The following is a 23643-nucleotide window of genomic DNA, read 5'->3' on the forward strand; positions in this document are numbered from 1 at the left end:
GAATTCGGGGCTCAGAGACGTTCGATGATGGTGGCAATGCCCATGCCGCCGCCGACGCACAGCGTCGCCAGGCCATAACGCAGGCGCCGGGTTTCCAGTTCATCGAGCAAGGTGCCGAGGATCGCGCAACCGGTAGCGCCCAGCGGGTGACCCATGGCGATCGAACCGCCGTTGACGTTGACCTTGTCCGGGTCGACCACCATGTCTTTGATGAATTTCAGCACCACTGAAGCAAACGCCTCGTTGACCTCGAACAGGTCGATGTCTTCCACCCGCAGACCGGCCTTCGCCAGCGCTTTGCGGGTAGCCGGCGCCGGACCGGTGAGCATGATCGTCGGATCGGTACTGGTGACTGCCGTGGCAACAATGCGCGCCCGCGGTTGCAGGCCCAATGCTCGCCCCTTGGCCTCAGAGCCGATCAACATCAGCGCCGCACCATCGACGATGCCGGAACTGTTGCCCGGTGTGTGCACATGGTTGATGCGCTCGACATGGCTGTAAACCCGCAACGCCGTCGCATCGAAGCCCATCCGGCCGATCATTTCGAAGCTCGGTTTGAGCTTGCCCAGACCTTCCAGCGTCGACTCGGCACGAATGAACTCATCGTGATCGAGCAGGATGATGCCGTTCTGATCCCGTACCGGCACCAGCGACCTGTTGAACGAGCCATCGGCCCGCGCCCGCGCCGCTTTCTGCTGCGAGTGCAGCGCGTAGGCATCGACATCTTGACGGCTGAAACCTTCGATTGTGGCGATCAGGTCCGCACCGACGCCCTGCGGGGTGAAGTGGCTGTGCAGGTTGGTCTGCGGATCCAGTGCCCAGGCGCCGCCGTCGCTGCCCATCGGCACCCGCGACATCGACTCGACACCGCCGACCACCACAAGATCCTCGAAGCCTGAGCGCACTTTCATCGCGCCGAGGTTCACCGCTTCCAGACCCGAGGCGCAGAACCGGTTGATTTGCACACCCGCGACGCTGACGTCCCAATCGGCGACTTGTACGGCGGTCTTGGCAATGTCCGAGCCTTGATCGCCAATCGGCGTGACGCAGCCGAGCACCACGTCATCGACCTGACTGGTGTCCAGCGAGGTGCGCTGTTGCAGCGCGGTCAACAGGCCGGCAACCAGATTCACCGGTTTGACGCTGTGCAAGGCGCCATCGGCCTTGCCTTTGCCACGGGGCGTGCGCAATGCATCGAAAATCAAAGCTTGGGTCATGACGTCCTCTAACCTGTGCGGTGAGTGATTTCTTGTGACTCCACTCTTCGCCTGAGCGGCCATGGATTCAATGACCACAGTGCTCAATGCTGTTGACGCACACGCTCAGACGGACGGTCATCCGCGGCTGGGTGAACCGGTTCAGGTCGGCGAGTTGTCTAGCAAGCGGGCGGCAAAGAAGCTGGCAATACGCCTCATGCCTTTTTTATCGCGATTGACAACGACTCCATATGAAATGGATCTAAGCCAAGCGTGACGCGGGCCCTAAGGTAGAACATGTACGTCATGGTCGTCGGGTTTTGCCGAGGCAGGCGTTCTTTAACAGGAAGTGCAGCGCTTGCCGTCATGGATATGCAGGCAAGAATCAGGAAATAACAATAAAGGCGGTCAAGCCATGTTCAAACAACCGAAAGTTCGTCAAGCAGGACTCATTCTTTTCGCCACGACGCTGTTGTTGATTTTGCCGAACCTGACCAAGGTCATCGGCTGAGTACAAGCGGCAGGTGCTGTTTATCGCCATTGAAAATGTAACTGGCCCGCTACCCGGGCCAGCATGGCTGTGCCAATCTTTGCGCACTTCCACGACATGGACGGCGATCATTTGAAAGCGCTTATTGTATTCGGGGCCTTGCTGCTGAGCATGCCCCTGTCTGCCGCGCAGCTGGATTTGCAGTTGGGCGCAAAGAGTCGCACCTGGCAGACCGAGGAGCTGCTCAAGCATCCTCAGGTGCAAACCCTCACGATCAAGAACGACGTGTCCTACAAGAAGGACATGACTTATCGCGCCGTGCCGCTGGCGGCGTTACTGGATGGAGTCAATCCCGAAGATCATCTGCAGGCCGTGGCGCTGGATGGTTTCGCCGCCGAATTGAGTGCTGCGCCGCTGCTCAACACCCAAGGCTCGCGTGCGTGGCTGGCGATTGAAGATCCGGCCAGGCCATGGCCGCCGCTGTCGGAAGGCAAACACAGCGCCGGGCCGTTTTATCTGGTGTGGACCGATCCACAGATCGGCAAGATCAGCCCGGAGCAGTGGCCGTTCGAAGTCGCCAGCATCAAGCGCATGGCACCAGTGGCCGAGCGCTTCCCTGCTCTGCTGCCCGATCCGGCGTTAAAGGCTGATGACCCGGTGAATCTGGGATTCGCGTTGTTTCAGAAAAACTGCCTGGCGTGTCATCGATTGAATGGCGCGGGAGATGCGCAATTCGGGCCGGATCTGAATATTCCGTATAACCCGACCGAGTATTTCGGCGCTGATTTCCTCAAGCGTTACATTCGTGACCCGCAGAGTTTGCGGCAGTGGCCGCAGGCGAAAATGCCGGGCTTTTCGGCGCAGGTGTTGCCGGATCGGGATCTGCAGATGTTAGTGGGTTATTTGAAACACATGGCCGGGCGTAAGTTTAATCCCTGATCGTTATCACTGGCCTCATCGCTGGCAAGCCAGCTTCCACAGGGTAAGCGCCGACCTTGAATCAGCGGTGATCTGTGGGAGCTGGCTTGCCAGCGATTGCGGCGTCCTATTGCTGCTGCACGGAGATGACCGGCGCAGGTGTCGGCGAAACGAACACCTTTGCATGCATCTGCTCACACCCGCCGCCCCGGCGCATGCCGCGTACCGGGCAGGCGTCGAGATAATCCAGACCCACCGCCAGTTTCAAATGCCGTTCCGGCCGCGCCAGTTCATTGGTCACGTCAAAGCTGTACCAGGCGTCATCCAGCCACGCTTCCGCCCAGGCATGGCTAGCCAGATGTTCGCAATCTTCGCTGTACAGATACCCCGACACATAACGCGATGGAATCCCCAGACTGCGCGCGCAGGCCAGAAACGCGTGGGCGTGGTCCTGGCAAACACCCGAGCGTCCGGCAAAAGCCTTAGCCGCGCTGGTGTCGACTTCGGTCGAGCCCGGCGTGTAGGTCATGTGTTGATTCAAGCCGTGCATCAAATCGATCAGCGCCGTGCGGTCACGCCGTTGCTTGCAGGATTTCGCCGCAAACGCGCGCAGAGCTTCGTCTGCTTCGGTCAGCCGGGTGAAACGCAGGAACGGCAGCGCCGACTGACTCTCATGCTCGGCCTCGCGCAACTCGTCGATATCGACCTGCCCCCGGGCGCCAATGATGATCTCTTCATGCGGTTCATCCATGGTCAGCACATGCAGGATGTTGCCGAACGGATCGAGTTGCGCACGCACCGGGCGCGGCAGGTCGAGCTGCCAGCTCAGCACATGCTGACGCTCGCTGTCGTGAGGTGTCAGTCGCAGATACTGGATGCTCGCCCGCACCTGATCTTCATAGTGATAGGTGGTCTCGTGGCTTATGGAAAGTCTCATGCAGCCTCCAGGTATGAACTGTGAATGGCGTTGCCCAACTGGCGCACCAGCGGGATGAATTCGGTGAGCCAGGCGTGCAGGCCTTCTTCGAGAATTTCGTGAATGCCGGTGTAGCGCAGGCGTGCGTCCATTTCTGCCGCCAGTCGCTGTGCCGGCCGACCGTTGGCCCCCGGCAGCTGCGCTAGGATCTGGTCGATCTCCTCGGTGCAGGCGCGCAAGGAGCGCGGCACATCGGCGCGCAATAGCAGCAGCTCCGCCACATGTCGGGCGCCGGGCGCATCGCGATAAATCTCGGTGTAGGCCTCGAATGATGACAAGGCCCGCAGCAAGGCACTCCACTGGTAATACGCATGAGCGGTGCCGTCGCTGACCGCTTCGGCCTGATCGCCCGCCATCTCGTAACGGGCATCGAGCAACCGCAGCGTGTTGTCCGCACGTTCGATAAAGGTGCCGAGGCGAATGAAGCGAAACGCATCGTTGCGCATGATCGTGCCGTAAGAGGCACCACGGAACAGGTGTGAGCGTTCCTTGATCCATTCACAGAAACGACTCATGCCATAGCGACTCAGCCCCTGTTCGGCGATGCCGCGAATCTCCAGCCACGTGGCGTTGATGTTTTCCCACATGTCCGCGGTGATCCGACCGCGCACCGCGTGAGCACTGGCCCGCGCCGCGCCGAGGCAGCTGTAGATGCTCGCCGGATTGGCCGCATCCAGAGCGAAGAAATGCAGCAGACGTTCGGCGTGCAAATCGCCGTGGCGCTCCAGGTAATCGTCGAGGGTGCCGGTGATCAACAACGGCATGGCCAACTCGTGCAGACCATCGCCGCGACCGTCCTGCGGCATCAGCGACAGCGAATAACTGACGTCGAGCATCCGTGCGAGGTTTTCCGCCCGCTCCAGGTAACGCGACATCCAATACAGATCCGAGGCAGTTCTACTTAACATGGCAAGCTTCCTTCAATCCTCGACCACCCAGGTGTCCTTGGTTCCGCCGCCCTGAGAGGAATTCACCACCAGGGAGCCTTCGCGCAGGGCGACACGGGTCAAACCGCCGGGCACCACCCGGGTTTCGCGACCGGACAATACGAACGGGCGCAAGTCGATGTGGCGCGGCGCAATGCCGTTTTCGACAAAGGTCGGACAGGTCGACAGCGACAGCGTCGGTTGCGCGATGTAGGCATGCGGCTTGGCTTTGATCCGCTCGCGGAACGCATCAATTTCCGCCGTCGTTGCCGCCGGCCCGACAAGCATCCCGTAACCGCCGGAGCCCTGGGTTTCCTTGACCACCAGATCTGGAAGATTGGCCAGCACATGGGAAAGTTCAGACGGGTTGCGGCATTGCCAGGTCGGCACGTTCTTCAGGATCGGCTCTTCGTCGAGGTAGAAGCGGATCATGTCGGTGACAAACGGATACACCGACTTATCGTCCGCCACGCCGGTACCGATAGCGTTAGCCAACACCACATTGCCGGAGCGGTAGGACGATAGCAGCCCCGGTACGCCGAGCATCGAGTCGGGGTTGAAGGCCAGCGGATCGAGAAACGCATCGTCGAGACGGCGATAGATGACGTCCACCGCTTTCGGGCCGTCAGTGGTGCGCATGAACACTTTGTCGTCTCGCACGAACAGATCGGCGCCCTCCACCAACTCAACACCCATCTCTCGCGCCAGAAACGCGTGTTCGAAGAACGCGCTGTTGAAACGTCCCGGCGTCAGTACCACCACGCTCGGATCGTCGATAGGGCTGGAGCTTTTCAGTGTGTCGAGCAACAGGTTCGGGTAATGGTCGATGGGCGCGATACGCTGGGCGGCGAACAGCTCAGGGAACAGGCGCATCATCATTTTGCGGTCTTCGAGCATGTAGCTGACGCCGCTCGGGGTGCGCAGGTTGTCTTCGAGCACGTAATAGGTGCCGTCACCATCGCGCACCAGATCGACGCCGGAAATGTGCGAATAGATGTCGCGGTGCAGATCCAGGCCTTGCATCGCCAACTGGTATTGCTCGTTGGCCAACACTTGTTCGGCGGGAATGATCCCGGCCTTGATGATGCGTTGCTCGTGATAAAGGTCGGCGAGAAACATGTTCAGCGCCTTGACCCGCTGGATGCAGCCGCGTTCGACGATCCGCCACTCACTGGCGGGAATGCTCCGCGGAATGGTGTCGAAAGGAATCAGGCGCTCTGTGCCCTGCTCATCGCCGTAGAGCGTGAACGTGATGCCGGCGCGATGGAACAGCAAATCGGCCTCGCGCCGCCGTTGAGCCAGCAGCTCGTCAGGCGTGTCGGCCAGCCATCGGGCGAACTCCCGGTAATGCGGGCGAACCTGGCCGCCGGCATCGTACATCTCATCAAAATAGGTGCGGATCATGCCGTACTCCTTGTCACCCGGACCTACAGGCCTTCGCAAGGCCCGTGCCATCGGCATAAACGCTTTGATTTCAATCGGTTGGATATTCACGTCGCAGGCACCGCACCATTCCTGTGCGGCAAATGCCCCAACCTGATTGCCCCCGCTTCATTGCGACGCACTGCATCGCCTATCACCAGCATAGTCAGAGTTGATTTCACTGCTCGGCGACGGCTGCGGATAATCCGCGCATTCGCTGCAAAACTTCATCGGCCACCGCGCCGGGAAGTGCCCGGCTCAACTGCTCTGGACTGCCGTCGCAGCCCGCCCCGCTGTAACCCTGATCGGTTTCCTCTCCTTATCGGTCTTCCCTTTTAGCCACCCTCTCCGGTGGCTTTTTTTTGCCTCGGATTCTTGTTTCAGGGTTTTGCCGCAGCGGTTTTCGAACGCCGGAAACGACAACGGCCAACCCAAAGGTCAGCCGTTGCTTAATAGTTACTGCAAGAGATCAGTTCAGACGGTAGCGATTGCGCACCTCCTGCTTGACGCCCCAACCCTCGATAATGCCGCCCAGCGGTTCGACCACGGCAGAAAACCCCTGCTCGAAATCGCCGATATCGTCATATGTCGCGTACATCACTTTGCTCAACTCCAGAGACCACGCGCCGTCGTCGCGCACGCTGATCTGGGCATTGATGGATTCACCGCGAAACTTGCCTGCCGCCCTGCGCGCCCGCTCCTCGTCCGGGAAAATGGCGTAGAACTCGATGGGATGGAATCGGGAAAAATCGAAACCGCCTTCTTTCATGCGGCGCAGAACATTGCTGCTGATGTCTTCTTGATAGGCTGTGCTCATGAATCGTCCCCCTCGGATAGATGGATAGACTTTCCGTATTCCCGCCCCGGGCCTTTGGCCAAAGTACTACGGCAACGTGGTTGCGCGCGGGAAACAAGCATGTAGCTGACAAGACCAGACCTTAGCGATCCGTTCGCTGATCTCGCTTGCAGAGTAGCCCCAAGATAGAGCCGCTGCCAAGGCCTGGTGCTTCAAGTGCCAGGAAGAATTTCAGATTGGAGTGATGCTGCGGATTTCGATGCTGTTCTGGGTTTTCAGGTTTTTCACGCCGGCATCGGCGGTGCGCCCTTCCAGATCGTTCAGATCCAGTTCGGCGGCCACAGGCAGGAGCCGCTCCTTGATCAGTCGCGCGGCCTCATCGTCGCTCGGGCACTCGGCTCGCTCGAAGACCTCATCGACAATTTCACCGTGATCATCCACGAAAGTGACTTTCCACTTTTGCATCGGTGCCTCCTCGATCAAACCCGCAAATGGGCTTACACCTAAATCGACTGGTACGCCGAAAGTTGGTTCAAAAGGATTACAGCGGGCAAAGATGAAAAAAACATCATCCTGGAGATGCGCCGCGAATTTTGCACACAACCATTGTGGCGAGGGGATTTATCCCCGATGGGATGCGAAGCGTCCCCCAAAACCAGCCAACGCGGTGATCAGGCAGACCGCGCTTGCTGGATTTACGACTGCTGCGCAGCCGGTCGGGAATAAATCCCCTCACCACAGGGGATCCATACACAAATGAAAATGGTGTGATCAGTCGTTGCTTGGTTTGTTGATCGCTTGCAGCACGTACTGCGGCAACGCGAACGCGCCGATATGGATTTCCGGGTTGTAGTAGCGAGTGACGATGCCGCTGCCAATGAAGCGCTGTTGCAGGACTTCACGGCTCAGTTTGCGGTAGGCCGGATTGGTCGAACCCCAGGCAAACGTCATCGAACCACCAATGTAGGTCGGTACGGCGGCCTGGTAGAAGTGCCAGTCCGGGAACAGGCTGCGCAGACGACCGGCCGTGGTTTTGACTTCGTCGATCTGCATGAACGGCGTGCCGTTCTGCGTCACGAGGATGCCGCCTTCGTTCAGGCAACGGTGGCAGGCCTGGTAGAAGTTTTCCGAGAACAGCACCTCACCCGGGCCGATCGGGTCGGTGGAGTCGGAGATGATCACGTCGAATTTTTCCGTGGTGGTGGCGACGAAACGCATGCCGTCGTCGATTACCAGGTTCAGACGCGGGTCGTCGTAGGCGCCCTTGGAGTGGTTCGGCAGGAATTCCTTGCACATGTCGACCACAGTGCCGTCAATCTCGACCATGGTGATGTGTTCGACGCCCGCGTGCTTGGTCACTTCGCGCAACATGCCGCCGTCGCCGCCACCGATGATCAGCACGCGCTTGGCGGTGCCGTGAGCGAGGATCGGTACGTGGGTGAGCATTTCGTGGTAGATGAATTCGTCGGCTTCAGTGGTCTGGATCACGCCGTCCAGCGCCATCACACGGCCCATGCGCGGGTTCTGGAAAATCACCAGGTGCTGGTGTTCGGTGCGCACTTCGTGCAGCAGTTTTTCCATGCGAAAACGCTGGCCGTAGCCTTCGTAGAGGGTTTCCAGGTACTCGCTGGTCTTGGTGACGGTCATGGTCAAGTGCTCCGATGAATGCGCGGGCGTCGATCGTGACGACGATTGCCCGGGAAAGGCGCGCATTCTACGTTGCCGAAGATGACAGGTCGAACCTCACTTCATCGGCATACCACATAACCTTGTGCAAGCTGGCTTGCCAGCGATGCAGTCGCCCCGGTCTCTCAGTGACACCGCGGTGATGCTATCGCTGGCAAGCCAGCTCCCACAGGTTTTGTGGTCAGTCTCGAAATCGCGATCAGATTCGGACGTTGCCCCGCGGTCCGGCAATCGCCCAGATGATCAGACCCAGCACTGGCAGGAGGATGATCAGCAGCACCCAGACGATTTTCATCCCGGTGGTCGCGCCGCTTTTCAGCACATTGATGATGGCCCAGATGTCGAGGGCGAGGATGATCAGGCCGATCAAACCGTTGAACGTGGAACCCATGGTGTCGCTCCAGAATAGTGGCATGCACTTTTAGGATAGACGGTCGCGCGCAGGGTTCCCTTTTATTGCGCTCAGACGTGAACGGCAATTTTCAAAGCTTCCAGCGATGGCGCAGCGGCGATGCCGACTTCGGCGCAGAGTTCCAGCACCCGGGGCACGTCGTTGCCATAGACCAGCACCACTTGCAGTTCATCGTCGAGCAACTCACTGAAGTTCATCAGCGTGTAGCCGCCGTTTTCCTTGTTCAGGCTGCTCATCTGCACCTGGATGCGGTTGAGCGCCGTCAGGGCTTCGGTCTTGGCCAGTTGCTTGGGCTTGAGGTTGAAGTCGACGGTCGGGCCGAACGAGGCGACGATCTGCGCGAACAGGTCGACGTAGGTGTCAGCCTGGAACAGCACGGTTTCCGGCAGGCTACCGACCACTACCCACTCGCCCAACGGGATCGGGAAGGTGTCGTCGTAGTTGATATCCGGGTTAGCTGTCAGAAAAGCGTCGGCATCGGCGTAAGCTTGTGCGGCTTCGTCGGCCACGTTCAGGATCTCGTCCTCGCCCATGCAGCCGGAGCTGATTTTGCTGATGAGTTCAACGAGTGCGGCTTTCATGAGGGCGGATCCTGTGGCGAAGGTGAATTTCGAGGGCGCGAAGGATAGCGCATTCTTCAGCACACCCGACACCTGTGGCGAGGGAGCTTGCTCCCGCTGGGGCGCGAAGCGGCCGCAAAAAAGCTTGCCAGCGCTGCGCACTGGAGCGGGCGCAAGCTCCCTCGCCACAGGGGATCACAATTTCAGGCGAGGAGTTTTTCCAGTTGCGCAGTAGTGTCGACTGCGCCCATGGTCCGTGCCGCATCCAATGCCGTCACGCCATTGGCGTCCTTGGCCTTTGGATCTGCACCTTTGCTGATCAGGTAATCAACGATTGCCACTCGGTTGAACATCGCCGCCATCATCAGCGCGGTTCGACCATCAAACGACGAACCTTCGATCTCGGCACCCGCCTCGACCAGCGCCTTGACCACTGCCAGGTCGCCCTTGAACGCCGCACCGGCAATCGGGCTCTGGCCGTTGCCGTTGCGCATTTCCGGATCGGCCTTGTGTTTAAGCAGCACCTGGACCGCATCCACATGGCCGTAATAGCTGGCCAACATCAGCAACGTGTCGCCCTTGCTGTTCTTCAAGTTCACTGGCAAACCGGCCGTGACCAGGCGATCAAGCATCTCGGCATCACCGTCACGCGCCTTGTTGAAAACCTGCTCGGTGAATTCGGCAGCTTCTTCAGGGGTCATCTGGCGGCTTTGGTCGGACATGGGGCAACTCCACTTTCGGTCAATCGGAAAGCCGACAGTTTCCCGAGCGAAACTAAAGCTGTCACCCCCTTTTTCTCAAGAACGCCTATAGCCAGAATCAATAACGATGTTTGCCTTGATCGATTTCCGCCAATACTTCATCAGTTACACGTACGTAGGTGTGAGTGCCGGGCAGCCATGCGTAGATCGGATCATCGCCTGTCTGGCCGGGGTCGAAGCCTTCGTTTTTCAGGCGCGTTTTCTGGTATTTGAAGGTGCCGGTGGTTTCCATTTTCACCTTCACCCGCAGGAACAACGGCACGGCATACGCCGGCATACGTTCACGAATAAACGTCAGCAACTCGGCAAAATCCAGCGTCGCGAGAGACTCCGCCGGTGTGATCGCCGCCATCCCCGCCCGGCCATTGGTATTGCGAATTTCGACTCCATAGGCCACCGCCTCGGAGATGTGCGGGTGTTGCAACAAGAGGTTTTCGACTTCAGTGGTCGAGACGTTTTCACCCTTCCAGCGGTAGGTGTCGCCGAGTCGATCAACAAATTGCGCGTGGCCGAAACCGATGTTGCGCAACAAGTCGCCAGTGTTGAAAAAGCGATCACCCTTGGTAAACACGTCGTGCAACACGACTTTGGCGGTTTTCTGCGGATCGGTGTAGCCATCCAGTGGCGCTTTTTCATCGATTCGCGCCAGCAACAGGCCCTGCTCACCCTTGCCGACCTTGCGCATGAAACCGTCGTCGCTGCGCAGCGGCTCGCCACTGTCATGGTCGTAGGCCACCAACTCCCAGGCCATCAATGAGAAACCGATGGTGTTGTCGAAATTGAGTATGTTGGTGAAACCGATGTTGCCATCGCTCGCCGCGTACAGCTCACAAATGTGGTCAACGGCGAAACGGGTCTTAAACTGGGCCCAGGCACCGGGGCGCAGACCGTTGCCAATCATCTTGCGCACGTCGTGACGGCTGTCATCGGCGCTGGCAGGTTGATCGACCAGGTAACGGCATAGCTCGCCGACGTAACCGACGGTGGTGGCGCGGTAGCGGCGCACGTCGTTCCAGAACTGGCTGGCGCTGAATTTACGGCGGATCGCGAAACCTGACGCGCCGTTGATCGCCGAGCCCCAGCACACGCAAAGACCGGTGGCGTGGTACAGCGGCAAAGTGCAATAGACGACGTCGTCGGGGCCCATGTTGAGCGCGATCATGCCGAAGCTGGCGGAACTGCGCATCCAGCGGCCGTGCTTGAACACGCCGGCCTTCGGCAGGCCCGTGGTGCCCGAGGTGTAAATGTAGAAACACGGGTCGTCGAAGAACACTTGCTGGCTGCTCGGCGGGTTGTCGCTGGAGGCGTCGGCACTGGCACTGATCAGATTGACGTAGCCGTCGGGCGCAATGCCCGGATGGCTGTAAGTGTCCTGATCGGCCACGAACCAGGTACGTTGCGCGGCAATCGACACTTGCTCGCGTACTGCGGCAAACACGGGCAACAATTCTTCGCCAACGACAATCGCTACCGGCGCCACCAGATTCACACTGTGGATCAGCGTGTCGCGCGTCTGCGAGGTGTTGAGCAAGGCGCTGACCGCTCCGACCTTGGCCAGCGCCAGAATCGTCACCAGCAACTCCGGCCGGTTCTCGATAAACACCGCCACCACGTCGCCCTTGCCGATGCCCTGCCCGTTCAGATAATGGGCGATACGGTTGGCCCACTGATTGACCTGCGAATAGGTCAGCAGCACATCGCCCTGCAATAACGCCGGGCCTTGGGGATTGCGCAGGGTCGCTTGTTCGAACGTCCAGCCAAGGCCACAGCTTTGGGTCGGATCCGTGACGTTAGCCACCTTCATGCCTTTGACCACCCGCGGGATGGCTTTGGCAATCATCGGCAGTTTGCGGAGCATCATGCCCCAGGTAATCGTGTCGCTTGGCGCGTGACTCATGGAAGCTCCCCGTTCGACCTTGACGTGTGGCCGGTTTTTTTATTGTCGGGCTGAAACTACCGACGCTCGATGAGCGAGGGTCGAGTCCGAAAATACGTCAGCGCTTCTCGGGCTGTACACGCGGTTTTTGCAATGTTTTGTATCCGCAGGCTGAGCGGCGACGGCGAGGATCCTGGCTTTATCAATTGGTTCCGTTTATTCGTCGACGATCCCGCAAAATGCAGGATGCACGATGGCCATTCATGCAGATTGCACGACCCCATGAATTCCAATGATTTTTAAATTGTTGATTTATAACGATTTTATTTTTTTCAAATGCTGGCACAATCGCTGCAACCTCCTCTGCATGCTTGCCATTCAAGTGCATACGGAGCTGAAAAACATGAGCCTGATCCAAGAAAAATTTACCTCCCTGTTCTCCAACTTCGACGTCACCACCGCGCCACGTCCCGATGGCGGGATTCTGCTGACCCTGCGCAGCGCCGACGGCAAAGTGTTCAAACGCGCACTCACGTATCAGCAACTGCATGCCGGCGACCAACTGTCGTGGGCGATCAGCGCGATTCGTCGTGACCTGGCCGAACAGGCCAGTGAATTGCCGCAAATTGCCATGCTGCAAAGCCAGCAGCGTTTTGCCCTGCCGACGTATCACTCGCTGTAAGCTTTTAACGCTTTAAACAGAACAGGCCGTGGAGCATGCGCTTCACGGCCTGTTTATATTTTGCGGTTAACAAAAAACCCTGTGGGAGCGAGCCTGCTCGCGAAGGAGGTGTGTCAGCCACTGATAAGGTTGGCTGAACGGACGCTTTCGCGAGCAGGTTCGCTCCCACATTTGATCGAGTGAAGCTAGAAGGCTTCCGGTTCGATCCCGGTGAAGCTGTCGACGGTGACATGCGCACCCAGTTCCCCGCCTTCACGGGCCAGACCGCAGGTTTGCAAGCCTGCCGATTGCGCGGCATCGAGTTCTTCGACGATGTCCGACAGGAACAGGATCTCCCCCGCTTCAACACCGATCGCCTGTTGAATATTCGTGTAGGACTGCGCCTCACGCTTGGCTCCCGACGTAGTGTCGAAGTAACCGCTGAACAAAGGCGTCAGATCACCTGCCTCGGAACAGCCGAAAATCAGCTTCTGCGCCTGGATCGAGCCGGACGAGTACACAAACAGTTGATAACCCGCCTGATGCCAGCGTTTTAGCGCTTCAACAGCATCCGGGTAAACATGCCCCTTCAACTGCCCGGCGTGATAACCCTGCGCCCAGACCATGCCCTGCAAGGCCTTGAGCGGCGTGGCTTTGCGGTCTTCGGCAATCCAGCTCAACAGAATCTCGACGACGCGTTCAACATCGGCCTGCGGCGCATTGCTGTCGCGGCGCACGGCTTCGAGTTGCTCGGCAACATCGGCGCGTTCGGCGTTCTGCCGGACGAAATCCGGCAGGTGTTTGGCCGCGTAGGGAAACAGCACGTCGAAGACAAAACTCACCGCGCTGGTAGTGCCTTCGATGTCAGTAACAATGGCTTTGATCGACATCGAATCAGTCCTCCAGACGCGGGAAACGACCGGCGATGTCTTCGCCGGTGAAGTTGGCAACCCAGCCTTCCGGGTTGTTGAACAGACGGATCGCAACGAAATGCGGATGCTCGCCCATGTCGAACCAGTGCTTGGTGCCGGCAGGTACCGAGATCAGGTCGTTCTTTTCGCAGAGCACGGCGTAGACGTAATCGTCGATGTGCAGGGTAAACAGCCCACGGCCGGCGACGAAAAAGCGTACTTCGTCTTCGCCATGCCGGTGTTCCTCAAGGAACTTGGCGCGCAATTCGGCTTTTTGCGGGTGGTCGCTGTTGAGGCTGATGACGTCGACGGTGATGTAACCGCGCTCGGTCATCAATTTGTCGATCTGCTCTTTATAGGCGCTGATCACTTCTTCCTGGGTTGCGCCGGGCTGGATTTTCGCAGCGGCTTGCCAGCGGTCGAAGCGCACGCCCTGCTCGGCCAGGGTCGAGGCGATGTCTTCGAAATGGGTCAGCACCTTGTTCGGAATGTCAGGGCTGGAAACGTGATAGACGGACAGGCTGCTCATTGGGGCAATTCCTCGGTATCGGCCTTGCCGTCCGGTTCTTGCAGACCGGTCGGGCACAGCATTTCATCAGGCAAATGGGCTACTTCTTGTGAAGTCAGCCTTGGCGGTTCATGACGCTGCGGGTTTTCAACTCGCACTCAAACAAAAATTCGAAAGCCTCGATCTGGCGCAGGGCGTCGTTCATCTGCGCGCCCCAGGTATAGAGGCCGTGGCCGCGAATCAGGTAACCGACGCAATCGGGATGGGCGTCGAGCCAAGGCTGCACCTTGGCGGCAAGGCGCGCAATGTCCTGATCGTTGTCGAAAATCGGCACGCGCACCCGCGATTCATGGGTCGAAATACCGCTGAAGGCTTTTTGCAGTTCGTAGTCTTCGAACTCTATAAAGTCTTCTGGGGTGAGGCGCGACAGCACCGTGGCATTCACCGAATGGGTGTGCAGCACCGCACCAATCTCTGGGCGCCAGCTGTACAGTTGGGTGTGCAGCAGGGTTTCGGCGGACGGTTTTTTGCCCGGCTCCAGGCTGTTACCCGACAGATCGGTAGCGAGCACATCGTCCAGACCCAACTGGCCCTTGTGCTTGCCGGACACGGTCAGCAACGCTTCGCTGGCCGACAGGCGCGTCGAGTAGTTGCTGCTGGTGGCCGGCGACCAGCCGCGACCGTAGAGAAAACGCCCGGCGTCGACGATTTGCTGGGCGAGTTGTTCACGCGTAAGGCTCATGGCCTGTCCTCTTGCATACGTGTGGCAATGATAACGGCAGCAGCGAGCGCCGCGAGACTGGCAATACTAAAGGTCAATGTCGCACCGAGGGCATTCCAGCTGTAGCCGGAATACAACGCCCCGAGCGCGCCGCCGGTGCCGGCCAAGGCTGCGTACAGCGCCTGGCCCTGACCTTGCTGGCGTGCGCCGAAACTACGTTGCACGAAGGCGATGGCAGCGGCGTGAAAACTGCCGAAGGTCGCCGCGTGCAGAACCTGCGCGAACAACAGTACCCACAGGAACTCGGCGAACGAACCTAGCAGCAACCAGCGCAGCGCCGCCAGCAGAAAACTCGCCATCAACACCCGGCGCAGGGAAAACCGCGCAAGAATCCGGCTCATTGCCATGAACATCAACACCTCGGCGACGACACCCACGGCCCAGAGCATGCCGATGGTGCCGCGCGTGTAGCCGAGTCGCTCAAGGTGCAAGGTCAGAAAGGTGTAATACGGGCCGTGGCTCATTTGCATCAACGCAACGCAGCCGTAAAACGCCAGCACGCCGGAGCTGCGCAGTTGTTTGAGAAAGCCCTCGCCGCTCGGCCGATTGCCTTGCGCAGGTTGGGCGTTCGGCACCCACAGACTGCTGAGAACGATACCGGCCATGATCAGCACCAGCGCCGCAGGGTAGATGTCGAGGCTGAGCCATTCGAACAGCCGGCCCAGCGCGACCACGGTGATGATGAAGCCGATCGAACCCCACAGACGAATTTGACTGTAGCGCGAGGTCTGCCCCTGCAAATGCGCCAGGGTAATGACTTCGAACTGTGGCAGCACTGCGTGCCAGAAGAACGCGTGCAGCGCCATGACCATGGCCAGCCAGGCGTAGGTCTTGCTGACGAAAATCAGCGAGAAGGTCAGCAACGTACACACTGCGCCGAAGCGCACGATGGCCAGGCGTTTGCCGGTGTAGTCGCCGAGCCAGCCCCAGATGTTCGGCGCCACGCAGCGCATCAACATCGGGATTGCGACCAGTTCACCAATGCGCGCGGCGCTGAATCCGAGGTGATCGAAGTACAGCGCCAGAAACGGCGCTGTCGAACCGAGCAAGGCGAAATAGAACAAATAGAAACTGGACAGTCGCCAGTAAGGGAGCGCCGCCACGCCGGTTACGCCGTGACGGCTTTGAGGCCCGCCATCAAAGCTGACCCAGCACCGGCGTGCTCACGCGCACATCGGCGTTCTGGCCACGGTGACGCAGCAGATGATCCATCAGCACGATGGCCATCATCGCTTCGGCAATCGGCGTGGCGCGGATACCGACGCATGGGTCGTGACGACCCTTGGTGATCACGTCGACCGGGTTGCCTTCAACATCAATCGAGCGGCCCGGGGTGGTGATGCTCGACGTTGGCTTCAACGCCAGATGGGCAACGATCGGCTGGCCGGACGAGATGCCACCGAGGATGCCGCCGGCGTTGTTGCTGAGGAAACCTTGCGGGGTCAGCTCATCGCGATGCTCGGTGCCGCGCTGAGCAACGCAGGCGAAACCGGCGCCGATTTCCACGCCTTTGACCGCATTGATGCTCATCAGCGCATGGGCCAGTTCGGCATCGAGACGGTCGAAAATCGGCTCGCCAAGGCCTGGCATCACGCCTTCGGCGACCACGGTGATCTTCGCTCCGACCGAGTCCTGATCACGACGCAACTGATCCATGTAGGCTTCCAGCTCCGGAACCTTGTCCGGATCAGGGCTGAAGAAAGCGTTTTCTTCGACCGAATCCCAGGTCTTGAACGGGATTTCGATCGGGCCAAGCTGGCTCATGTAACCGCGAATGACGATGCCTTGGCTCGCCAGATATTTCTTGGCAATCGCACCGGCCGCCACACGCATCGCAGTTTCGCGCGCCGAGCTACGGCCGCCGCCACGGTAGTCACGCTCGCCATATTTGTGGTGATAGGTGTAGTCGGCGTGGGCCGGGCGGAACAGATCCTTGATTGCCGAGTAGTCCTTGGACTTCTGGTCGGTGTTGCGGATCAACAGCCCGATCGAGCAACCGGTGGTGCGCCCCTCGAACACGCCGGAGAGAATTTCGACTTCGTCGGCTTCCTGGCGCTGGGTGGTATGGCGGCTGGTGCCCGGCTTGCGGCGATCAAGGTCGCGCTGCAGGTCTTCGAGGGAAATCTCCAGGCCCGGCGGGCAGCCGTCGACAATGGCGACCAACGCCGGACCATGGCTCTCGCCAGCGGTGGTGACAGTGAACAACTTGCCGTAGGTATTGCCGGACATGCAGGACGCTCCGTGAAATCAAACCCAAATTCGTGATGCGCGCCAGTATACGCAGGCTAACCGAGTAGTTCATCCTCGAACCTTAGTGGTGCTGGCGAGTCCAACCGGCACCTTGGCGAATGATGGCGTGATGATGCTGCGAGTTTTGATCTTGAGTCTTACCCTCTTTACTGGCTTTGCCCAGGCGACAGTCCTACAGCGGCCGGTATCTCTGGATACCGGCACGGGCGAACTTTTCGGTTCGCTGTTGCTGCCAAAATCCGACAACCCGGTGCCGGTTGTCCTGATTATTTCTGGCTCCGGTCCTACGGATCGTGACGGAAACAACCCCGACGGCGGGCGCAATGACAGCCTGAAACGGCTGGCGTGGGTGCTGGCCAAACACAACATCGCCAGCGTGCGTTACGACAAGCGCGGCGTGGCCGCCAGTCTGGCGGCGACACCGGATGAGCGCAATTTGTCGGTCGAAGCCTATGCGGCCGACGCGGTGGCCTGGGGGCAAAAGCTCAAGGCTGATCCGCGTTTCGGCAAACTGATTCTGCTTGGCCACAGTGAAGGCGCACTGCTCGCCAGCCTCGCCGCGCCGAAAGTCGATGCGGCGGCAGTGATTTCCTTATCGGGCAGCGCCCGGCCGGTCGATCAGGTAATCCGCGAGCAACTGGCGCGCAGCCTGCCGCCACCGTTGATGCTGCGCAGTAATGAATTGCTCGATAGCCTCAAGGCCGGCCACACCGATGACAATGTCCCGCAAACGCTGCAAGTGATTTTCCGCCCGAGCGTCCAGCCGTATCTGATTTCACTATTCCGTCAGGACCCGGCAAGGGCTTTCGCACAACTGAAGATGCCGGCGCTGGTCGTTCAAGGCAGTAACGACATTCAGGTCGGCACCGAAGACGCGAGACTGCTCAAGGCTGCCAAACCGGACGCCGAACTGGTGGTGATCGAAGGCATGAACCATGTGATGCGCATCGTGCACAACGACATGAAGCGGCAATTGGCCTCCTACAAGGACCCGAATTTGCCGTTGGCTGCAGAGCTGGGTTCGAAAATCATCGAGTTTATTGACGGACTTCGCACCCGTTAAACGCTGTTTACCCTCTAGTCCTGAAAGAAGCGGCCGATAAGCCTTTGTCGCCAGCGTATCGGCTGGCGACAAGCAGGGCTTGGACAGGATCTCGCCGTTATGACTGATACCCAGACTTCACCCGACACCACCGCTGAAAAAGACGCACCGCCAGCGGTCGAGCTGCCGTGGGCGGATGTCCACGTCGAGCACCACAAAATGCTCCGCCTGGCTCCGCTGCAGACCGATCGCCACACCGGTGGCCGGCCGCTGCGTTTTGTCGAATTCGGTTACGCCGAGCGCCACAGCAAAGAACACAGCCTGATGCGCATGGCGATCAAATTGCCGAGCCAGCGGGTGCGCAAAGAACAGAACCATCTCGATGTGTGGGCCGATCACACCACCAAACGTGTGCATTTCGGCCCGGACAGCGGCTTGCAGATCGAACCGTTGAACCGTGGCATCGGCCGTTTCGTCGCCGCGCAAGGTATCAACTGGGCGAAGAAGCGCTGGCCGACCTACACCGTCGACGGCATGGACTTGAACAACAAGGACGCGCTGAACGAAGACACCCGTCTGCGCCGCGATCATTTTTTGCGCGTGCATGGGTTTGATGTGGTGTACGCCGATGCCCAGCATTTGAAGGGCAGCATCAAGGACGTGCAGGTCGGTGATCTGCTCGGTGACTGGAACAGCGAGAAGCTGCAGATCGTCGAGATTCTTGAAGCGGCGCAGATGCTCCAGCAGGCTGAACAGAATCTGGCTGAACAGGAAGTGAAGCTGAAGAAGCAGGATGAGAAAGTCAGCAAGTTCAAGCGTGAAGACGCTGGGCTGCGCTTTACCATTACTTGTCTGGTGGCGTTTGCGGTGTTTCAGGCTGGTTTGCTGATCTGGATTGCTACGCACCGGTAACACATTGAGACCTAGGCGTCCCCATCGCGGGCAAGCCACGCTCCCACAGGTTTTGTGTCGTACCCAGATATTGCGGTAGGCATGGAACCTGTGGGAGCGGGCTTGCCCGCGATGCTTTTAAGGGTCAGACGCGGGAAGCGAACAGCGCTTGATGATTGCGGCACTGTTCCGCCGTCAGCATGAACACGCCATGCCCGCCACGCTCGAATTCGAGCCAGGCGAAGTCGACCTCAGGGTACAACGCGTCAACGTGCACCTGGCTGTTGCCCACCTCAACAATCAACAAACCCTTCTCGGTCAGGTGATCCGCCGCTTCAGCGAGCATCCGCCGCACCAGGTTCAGACCATCGTCTCCGCAGGCCAGACCAAGCTCCGGTTCGTGTTGATATTCGTCCGGCATGTCGGCGAAATCTTCCGCATCGACGTAGGGCGGGTTCGACACGATCAGATCGAAACGCTGACCCGGCAGACCATCAAAGCCATCGCCCTGCACGGTGTACACGCGCTCATCGACACCGTGGCGCTCGATGTTCTGATTGGCCACTTCCAGAGCTTCGAATGACAGATCGGCCAGCACCACTTCGGCGTTCTGAAACTCGTAGGCGCAGGCGATACCGATACAGCCTGAGCCGGTGCACAGATCAAGAATTCGCGCAGGCTCGTTGCCAATCCACGGCGCAAAGCGGTTTTCGATCAGCTCGCCAATCGGCGAACGCGGAATCAACACGCGCTCGTCGACGATGAACGACATGCCGCAGAACCACGCTTCGCCCAACAGGTAAGCGGTTGGAATGCGCTCTTCGATGCGGCGCTTGAGCAGGCGTTGCAGGTTGACCAGTTCGTCGTCTTCCAGCGCGCAGTCGAGATAGCTGTCGGCGATTTCCCACGGCAGGTGCAAGGCACCGAGCACCAACTGCCGGGCTTCGTCCCAGGCATTGTCGGTGCCATGGCCGAAAAACAGATCCTCCCCATGGAAGCGGCTGACGGCCCAACGGATGTGGTCGCGCAGGGTACGAAGTCGGGAAGTGATCACGGGGCAAAACTCCAGAAAAAACGACTGGCGATTCTACCAGCCAAAACGCGCCACGACGACGAAGGAAAAATACCGGCGCGACGGTAGGAGTTTTCTGTTTTATGCGACAGCTATTGAACAGAACGTGTAACTTGACAAGGCTGCAGGCCAGTAACGACGGTGCCTACGATGGTAGCGATTCACAGAAGCGCTCAGCCAGAGGACAATGTCGCAAAAGCCCCACCCCAAGGAGCCCCAGAATGTCCGTTCCAAAAACGATGTTTCAACTCAGCGGTCGCGGTTACGCAGCGGCCACGTTGAGCCATGCCACCGTGGTCATCATCGATGCCCAGAAAGAATATCTCAGCGGCCCGCTGGCCCTGAGCGGTATGGACGCGGCTGTCGCGAACATCAAACAAGTGGTTGCCGCCGCCCGTGCAGCCGGTCGGCCGATCGTGCATGTGCGTCACCTCGGCACCGTCGGTGGCCTGTTCGACCCGCAGGGTGAACGCGGCGAGTTCATCCCTGGCCTCGAACCGCAGGGCGATGAAACCATCATCGGCAAATTGCTGCCGAGCGCTTTTCATGGCACCGAGCTGCTCGATCGTCTGCAGAACCTTGGCTCGCTGGACCTGATCGTCTGCGGCTTCATGAGCCACTCCAGCGTCAGCACCACCGTACGCGCAGCGAAGAACCTCGGTTTCCGTTGCACCCTGGTTGAAGACGCCTGTGCCACCCGCGACCTGCCGTTCAAGGGCCGCGTGCTCAGCGCCGAACTCGTGCAGGAAGCCGAAATGGCGATCATGGCCGATAACTTCGCCACCCTCGCACTGACTCAAGATCTGATCTGATCTGATCTGATCCGCTCAGATCACGCTCTGATGAGCGGCTCACAGCGCCGCTCATCCGCAAAGTCCTCTCATTTGCCGCAAATGCCATAGCCTCAGGAACAACCCGGTCAACTCCCGGTCGAAGGGCCGATACCCATTGAGGAAGGTCGGAATGAAGTTATCCGATGGATTTGACGCACGCCGCTTGCGGCCCAAAGGCCAAAGCAACTGGCGTTTTCGTTTCGGCGCGGCGATAGCTGCCATTCTGGCAACGTTCGGCGTGCTGCTGGCACTGGCCGGAGCCGCCAGCCTGCTCGGGCACCCGCCGGCACTCGGCGACTTGAATGCCACGCCAATGGGCTCGGCAATCATCCTGGCAGTCGGTTTGCTGTTTCTGTATTTCGGTGTCGCCCTGTGGCGTCGCTGCCGCCGTCGCGCACGGCAATCGCGGGAACTGAACATGTCCCCGCATCTGATGAAAAAACACGACTGAATCACCGGCCTGGCTTTTTGCCGGGCCGTTTCGTTTCGACTTGGGTAAACTGGCCGCCCTTCGCGGAGGCTGACATGCAAGACGACGATTTTTCCCTGTTCAAAAGTGCGATCCAAGGCGTCAAGCCGATCAAGCACGACCGCGCCGACACCGGCAAACCCAAGGCTGACCGCGCACAGATCGCCAAGCTGCGTCAATCCGCCACCGTGCGCACCGATGCCACCACCGTTGACGGTCTGTCCGATCAGTTTGTGATCGACGTCGGCCCGGAAGACGAGTTGATGTGGGCCCGCGACGGGGTGCAGGAAAGTCAGATGCGCAAGCTCAAGATCGGGCAGATCCCGTTCGAAGGCAGCCTCGATTTGCACGGCATGAGTGTCGAAAAGGCCCGGGAAACGCTTTGGGCTTTTCTCGCTGAAGCGACCAAGTTCGAAATTCGCTGCGTACGCGTCACCCACGGCAAGGCTGTGCGGCTGGACGGCAAGCGGCCGATGATCAAAAGCCACGTCAACACCTGGTTGCGCCAGCACGCGCAGGTACTCGGTTTCTGCTCGTGCCAGGCGAAACATGGTGGTGCGGGGGCGGTTTACGTGATGCTTAAACGCACCATGATGGAAGGTCGCGACGAATAATCGCGTTACACCGAACTTGCAGGGTCGTCGTTCCTGCTACCACTGCCCAGCGGTTTGACGGCTGGGCTATGGCGATCCTGCGATCTTTTCCCTCAATTTTCGGCAGTCGGCTTTGCACCCACTGCCAGCGCTAGACGCGATAACCAGGATTCAATGAGTGACAGGCGACAGCGCATCGTTTGCTGACGATGAGGGCACATAAACTTGATTGCTCTGCTCATGTTCCTCTTGGTAAGCCTTTTCGATACGGTAGGTAAGTTCTTCTTCGAGGTTGTCATAGTCGACATTTTTGCCGTCCTCATCGCGCAGACCACCATAGTTGAACACTACAAGGTGCTTACGAAAGCCTTTACCCTTACGCGCACTTGGCATTTTGAAAAAGATCTTCCACCGGCTGTCATTAAAGTTCGGCAGGGTGTCAGCCTTTTCGGCAATGATATGAAGTACCGTATTGAGTTGCATCTGAGCTATCCCGCTGTACGATTCGACCTCTGTGGCTTCAATCGATGTGTAGGGAACTAACCCATCAGCATTGAAAAACCAGATGCCCTTGTCCTTGAGGATCATCAAAGTTTGCGAACCAGCGTTGCGATTCAGCCACGCCATGCCCAAGTACCATAACGAACACACTAGCAGCAGCGCAGCGATTCCATTGGACTCCATACGGAACCCCTGGATGGCCATCGCCAAGAATACAATTCCACCTAGTAAAGCTCTCACAGGCACGCGGCGACGCTCTGTGAACGCCATATCATTGATTGAACTTTCCATGATTTTCCTTTGGCTAATAGGTGCGAAAATCGCATCCCGGTAATGCAAAAGGCCCTTTCGGGCCGTCGTTTTAATTGAATCTTTCACCCAACTTTTCTTGTCTGCGAATGCCTAGGCTCAGCCTCGACACACAGCACCTCTGCGGGTTCTTTACAGGGTAAAGGCGAACGTGGCCTTCGTGTCAGTAGCACCTTTGCAGGTTATTAGAGGTCGTGAGAATGGCCAGTGCCGCCATAGCAAGGTTGACGTTTTTCGCGATTTTACTCGATAAAATCGCTGACGTGAGAGATCTACTCTGGCGCTCTGGATGTCGGTGAGCGTTTTGGGGGCGGGTTATTTTTCTGCCATTTAAACACCTGTCGCGGGCTGAGCGCGCATTCGAACTGACCGACAAACACTTCCAGGCCGCGCTGACCGAATTGGGATTCGCGCCCGCCGGCAATACAACTGCCGACACACTTACGCTACCATGTGCCTCATGGCGGGTATGAACCCTGCGTTTATTGCCACTCAGCTCGGTCATAGCGTTCAGATGTTGCTATCGACTTACTCCCGATGGATCAATTCCAGCACCGACTGGGGTGAACTCGGTAAGCTCGAAAACAGCTTGATTGGTACAAAATTGGTACAGACAGAAACAGTACCCCTCTGAAACCCTTATGGAATCAGCCCCTGTGACACTGGAACAGAACTACACCGCGATTCTCGGCCAACTGGGCGAGGACGTCTCCCGCGAGGGCCTGCTCGACACGCCAAAGCGTGCCGCCAAAGCCATGCAGTACCTCTGCCGCGGTTATGAACAGACGCTCGAAGAGGTCACC

General features: G+C 58.8%; 26 protein-coding genes and 1 pseudogene. 9 read left to right on the plus strand and 18 right to left on the minus strand.

Annotation, left to right across the window (positions count from 1 at the left end):
- Nucleotides 1-11: 11 nt before the first annotated feature.
- On the minus strand, nt 12-1217 hold the full coding sequence (locus ACIONG_RS18690) for an acetyl-CoA C-acetyltransferase (RefSeq protein ID WP_401301813.1): 1206 nt from the start codon (nt 1215-1217) through the stop codon (nt 12-14).
- A gap of 586 nt (nt 1218-1803) precedes the next feature.
- Between ACIONG_RS18690 and ACIONG_RS18695 the strand changes: the two genes are divergently transcribed.
- Nucleotides 1804-2625 (plus strand): c-type cytochrome, encoded by an 822-nt coding sequence (locus ACIONG_RS18695; RefSeq protein WP_401301869.1) that lies wholly within the window; start codon nt 1804-1806, stop codon nt 2623-2625.
- 106 nt (nt 2626-2731) lie between these two features.
- On the opposite strand, the gene ACIONG_RS18700 is transcribed toward ACIONG_RS18695, so the two are convergent.
- From ACIONG_RS18700 to ACIONG_RS18745, 10 genes are all read right to left on the minus strand, one after another.
- Complete coding sequence (locus ACIONG_RS18700; protein ID WP_401301816.1) at nt 2732-3541, minus strand: transglutaminase N-terminal domain-containing protein; 810 nt, start codon at nt 3539-3541, stop codon at nt 2732-2734.
- A complete protein-coding gene (locus ACIONG_RS18705) occupies nt 3538-4488 on the minus strand; it encodes an alpha-E domain-containing protein (RefSeq protein WP_103303812.1) in 951 nt (316 codons plus the stop codon). The genes ACIONG_RS18700 and ACIONG_RS18705 overlap by 4 nt, the downstream gene beginning before the upstream one ends.
- Before the next feature lie 12 nt (nt 4489-4500).
- Entirely contained in the window at nt 4501-5910 is a 1410-nt protein-coding gene (locus ACIONG_RS18710; RefSeq protein WP_103303811.1) for a circularly permuted type 2 ATP-grasp protein, read from the minus strand.
- Nucleotides 5911-6397: 487 nt separating this feature from the next.
- Nucleotides 6398-6745 carry a ribonuclease E inhibitor RraB gene (locus ACIONG_RS18715; RefSeq protein WP_103303810.1) on the minus strand — a complete coding sequence of 116 codons (348 nt, stop codon included), beginning with the start codon at nt 6743-6745 and terminating at the stop codon, nt 6398-6400.
- A gap of 210 nt (nt 6746-6955) precedes the next feature.
- Nucleotides 6956-7189, minus strand: coding sequence for a hypothetical protein (locus tag ACIONG_RS18720; RefSeq protein WP_103303809.1), 234 nt, complete (start codon nt 7187-7189; stop codon nt 6956-6958).
- A gap of 306 nt (nt 7190-7495) precedes the next feature.
- A complete protein-coding gene (gene speE / locus ACIONG_RS18725; protein WP_103303808.1) occupies nt 7496-8371 on the minus strand; it encodes a polyamine aminopropyltransferase in 876 nt (291 codons plus the stop codon).
- Between the two features lie 238 nt (nt 8372-8609).
- Nucleotides 8610-8801, minus strand: coding sequence for a PLDc N-terminal domain-containing protein (locus tag ACIONG_RS18730; protein ID WP_007914053.1), 192 nt, complete (start codon nt 8799-8801; stop codon nt 8610-8612).
- 71 nt (nt 8802-8872) lie between these two features.
- Nucleotides 8873-9403, minus strand: a complete 531-nt coding sequence (locus tag ACIONG_RS18735; RefSeq protein WP_401301821.1) for a hypothetical protein — start codon at nt 9401-9403, stop codon at nt 8873-8875.
- 182 nt (nt 9404-9585) lie between these two features.
- Nucleotides 9586-10104, minus strand: coding sequence for an ankyrin repeat domain-containing protein (locus tag ACIONG_RS18740; RefSeq protein WP_103303806.1), 519 nt, complete (start codon nt 10102-10104; stop codon nt 9586-9588).
- A 97-nt stretch (nt 10105-10201) separates the two neighbouring features.
- Entirely contained in the window at nt 10202-12040 is a 1839-nt protein-coding gene (locus tag ACIONG_RS18745) for a long-chain-acyl-CoA synthetase (protein WP_401301824.1), read from the minus strand.
- 382 nt (nt 12041-12422) lie between these two features.
- On the opposite strand from ACIONG_RS18745, the gene ACIONG_RS18750 reads away from it, so the two are divergent.
- Nucleotides 12423-12701, plus strand: coding sequence for a DUF3509 domain-containing protein (locus ACIONG_RS18750; RefSeq protein WP_095191301.1), 279 nt, complete (start codon nt 12423-12425; stop codon nt 12699-12701).
- A 185-nt stretch (nt 12702-12886) separates the two neighbouring features.
- On the opposite strand, the gene mtnC is transcribed toward ACIONG_RS18750, so the two are convergent.
- From mtnC to aroC, 5 genes are all read right to left on the minus strand, one after another.
- On the minus strand, nt 12887-13570 hold the full coding sequence (gene mtnC / locus ACIONG_RS18755) for an acireductone synthase (RefSeq protein ID WP_401301827.1): 684 nt from the start codon (nt 13568-13570) through the stop codon (nt 12887-12889).
- A 4-nt stretch (nt 13571-13574) separates the two neighbouring features.
- On the minus strand, nt 13575-14120 hold the full coding sequence (locus ACIONG_RS18760; RefSeq protein ID WP_007914042.1) for an acireductone dioxygenase: 546 nt from the start codon (nt 14118-14120) through the stop codon (nt 13575-13577).
- 94 nt (nt 14121-14214) lie between these two features.
- Entirely contained in the window at nt 14215-14841 is a 627-nt protein-coding gene (locus tag ACIONG_RS18765; RefSeq protein ID WP_103303802.1) for a methylthioribulose 1-phosphate dehydratase, read from the minus strand.
- On the minus strand, nt 14838-15983 hold the full coding sequence (locus tag ACIONG_RS18770) for an MFS transporter (protein ID WP_103303801.1): 1146 nt from the start codon (nt 15981-15983) through the stop codon (nt 14838-14840). Before ACIONG_RS18770 ends, ACIONG_RS18765 begins: the two co-directional genes overlap by 4 nt.
- A gap of 34 nt (nt 15984-16017) precedes the next feature.
- On the minus strand, nt 16018-17109 hold the full coding sequence (aroC, locus tag ACIONG_RS18775) for a chorismate synthase (RefSeq protein ID WP_213028039.1): 1092 nt from the start codon (nt 17107-17109) through the stop codon (nt 16018-16020).
- 130 nt (nt 17110-17239) lie between these two features.
- On the opposite strand from aroC, the gene ACIONG_RS18780 reads away from it, so the two are divergent.
- Nucleotides 17240-18193 carry an alpha/beta hydrolase gene (locus ACIONG_RS18780; protein WP_401301832.1) on the plus strand — a complete coding sequence of 318 codons (954 nt, stop codon included), beginning with the start codon at nt 17240-17242 and terminating at the stop codon, nt 18191-18193.
- A gap of 99 nt (nt 18194-18292) precedes the next feature.
- Nucleotides 18293-19084, plus strand: coding sequence for a hypothetical protein (locus tag ACIONG_RS18785; RefSeq protein WP_103303799.1), 792 nt, complete (start codon nt 18293-18295; stop codon nt 19082-19084).
- Nucleotides 19085-19208: 124 nt separating this feature from the next.
- On the opposite strand, the gene prmB is transcribed toward ACIONG_RS18785, so the two are convergent.
- Complete coding sequence (gene prmB / locus ACIONG_RS18790; RefSeq protein WP_103303798.1) at nt 19209-20117, minus strand: 50S ribosomal protein L3 N(5)-glutamine methyltransferase; 909 nt, start codon at nt 20115-20117, stop codon at nt 19209-19211.
- 239 nt (nt 20118-20356) lie between these two features.
- Here prmB and ACIONG_RS18795 point away from each other — a divergent pair, with 239 nt between their 5' ends.
- From ACIONG_RS18795 to ACIONG_RS18805, 3 genes are all read left to right on the plus strand, one after another.
- The gene (locus ACIONG_RS18795; RefSeq protein ID WP_053118675.1) at nt 20357-20947 is read left to right on the plus strand and encodes a cysteine hydrolase family protein; all 591 of its coding nucleotides are present in this window, start codon (nt 20357-20359) and stop codon (nt 20945-20947) included.
- A 151-nt stretch (nt 20948-21098) separates the two neighbouring features.
- Complete coding sequence (locus tag ACIONG_RS18800) at nt 21099-21419, plus strand: hypothetical protein (RefSeq protein WP_096822944.1); 321 nt, start codon at nt 21099-21101, stop codon at nt 21417-21419.
- 74 nt (nt 21420-21493) lie between these two features.
- Nucleotides 21494-22051, plus strand: a complete 558-nt coding sequence (locus tag ACIONG_RS18805; protein WP_103303797.1) for a Smr/MutS family protein — start codon at nt 21494-21496, stop codon at nt 22049-22051.
- 150 nt (nt 22052-22201) lie between these two features.
- Here ACIONG_RS18805 and ACIONG_RS18810 read toward each other — a convergent pair whose 3' ends face one another.
- Nucleotides 22202-22909, minus strand: a complete 708-nt coding sequence (locus ACIONG_RS18810; RefSeq protein WP_401301837.1) for a hypothetical protein — start codon at nt 22907-22909, stop codon at nt 22202-22204.
- 328 nt (nt 22910-23237) lie between these two features.
- Between ACIONG_RS18810 and ACIONG_RS18815 the strand changes: the two are divergent.
- A pseudogene (locus ACIONG_RS18815) lies at nt 23238-23474 on the plus strand (site-specific integrase); the annotation flags it as partial.
- A 22-nt stretch (nt 23475-23496) separates the two neighbouring features.
- Nucleotides 23497-23643, plus strand: a 147-nt coding sequence (locus ACIONG_RS18820) for a GTP cyclohydrolase I (RefSeq protein WP_401301872.1), incomplete at its 3' end; no start/stop codon positions are given.

The organism is Pseudomonas sp. NPDC087817 (genome assembly GCF_044742875.1).
In the GTDB taxonomy this organism is placed as follows: Bacteria; Pseudomonadota; Gammaproteobacteria; order Pseudomonadales; family Pseudomonadaceae; genus Aquipseudomonas.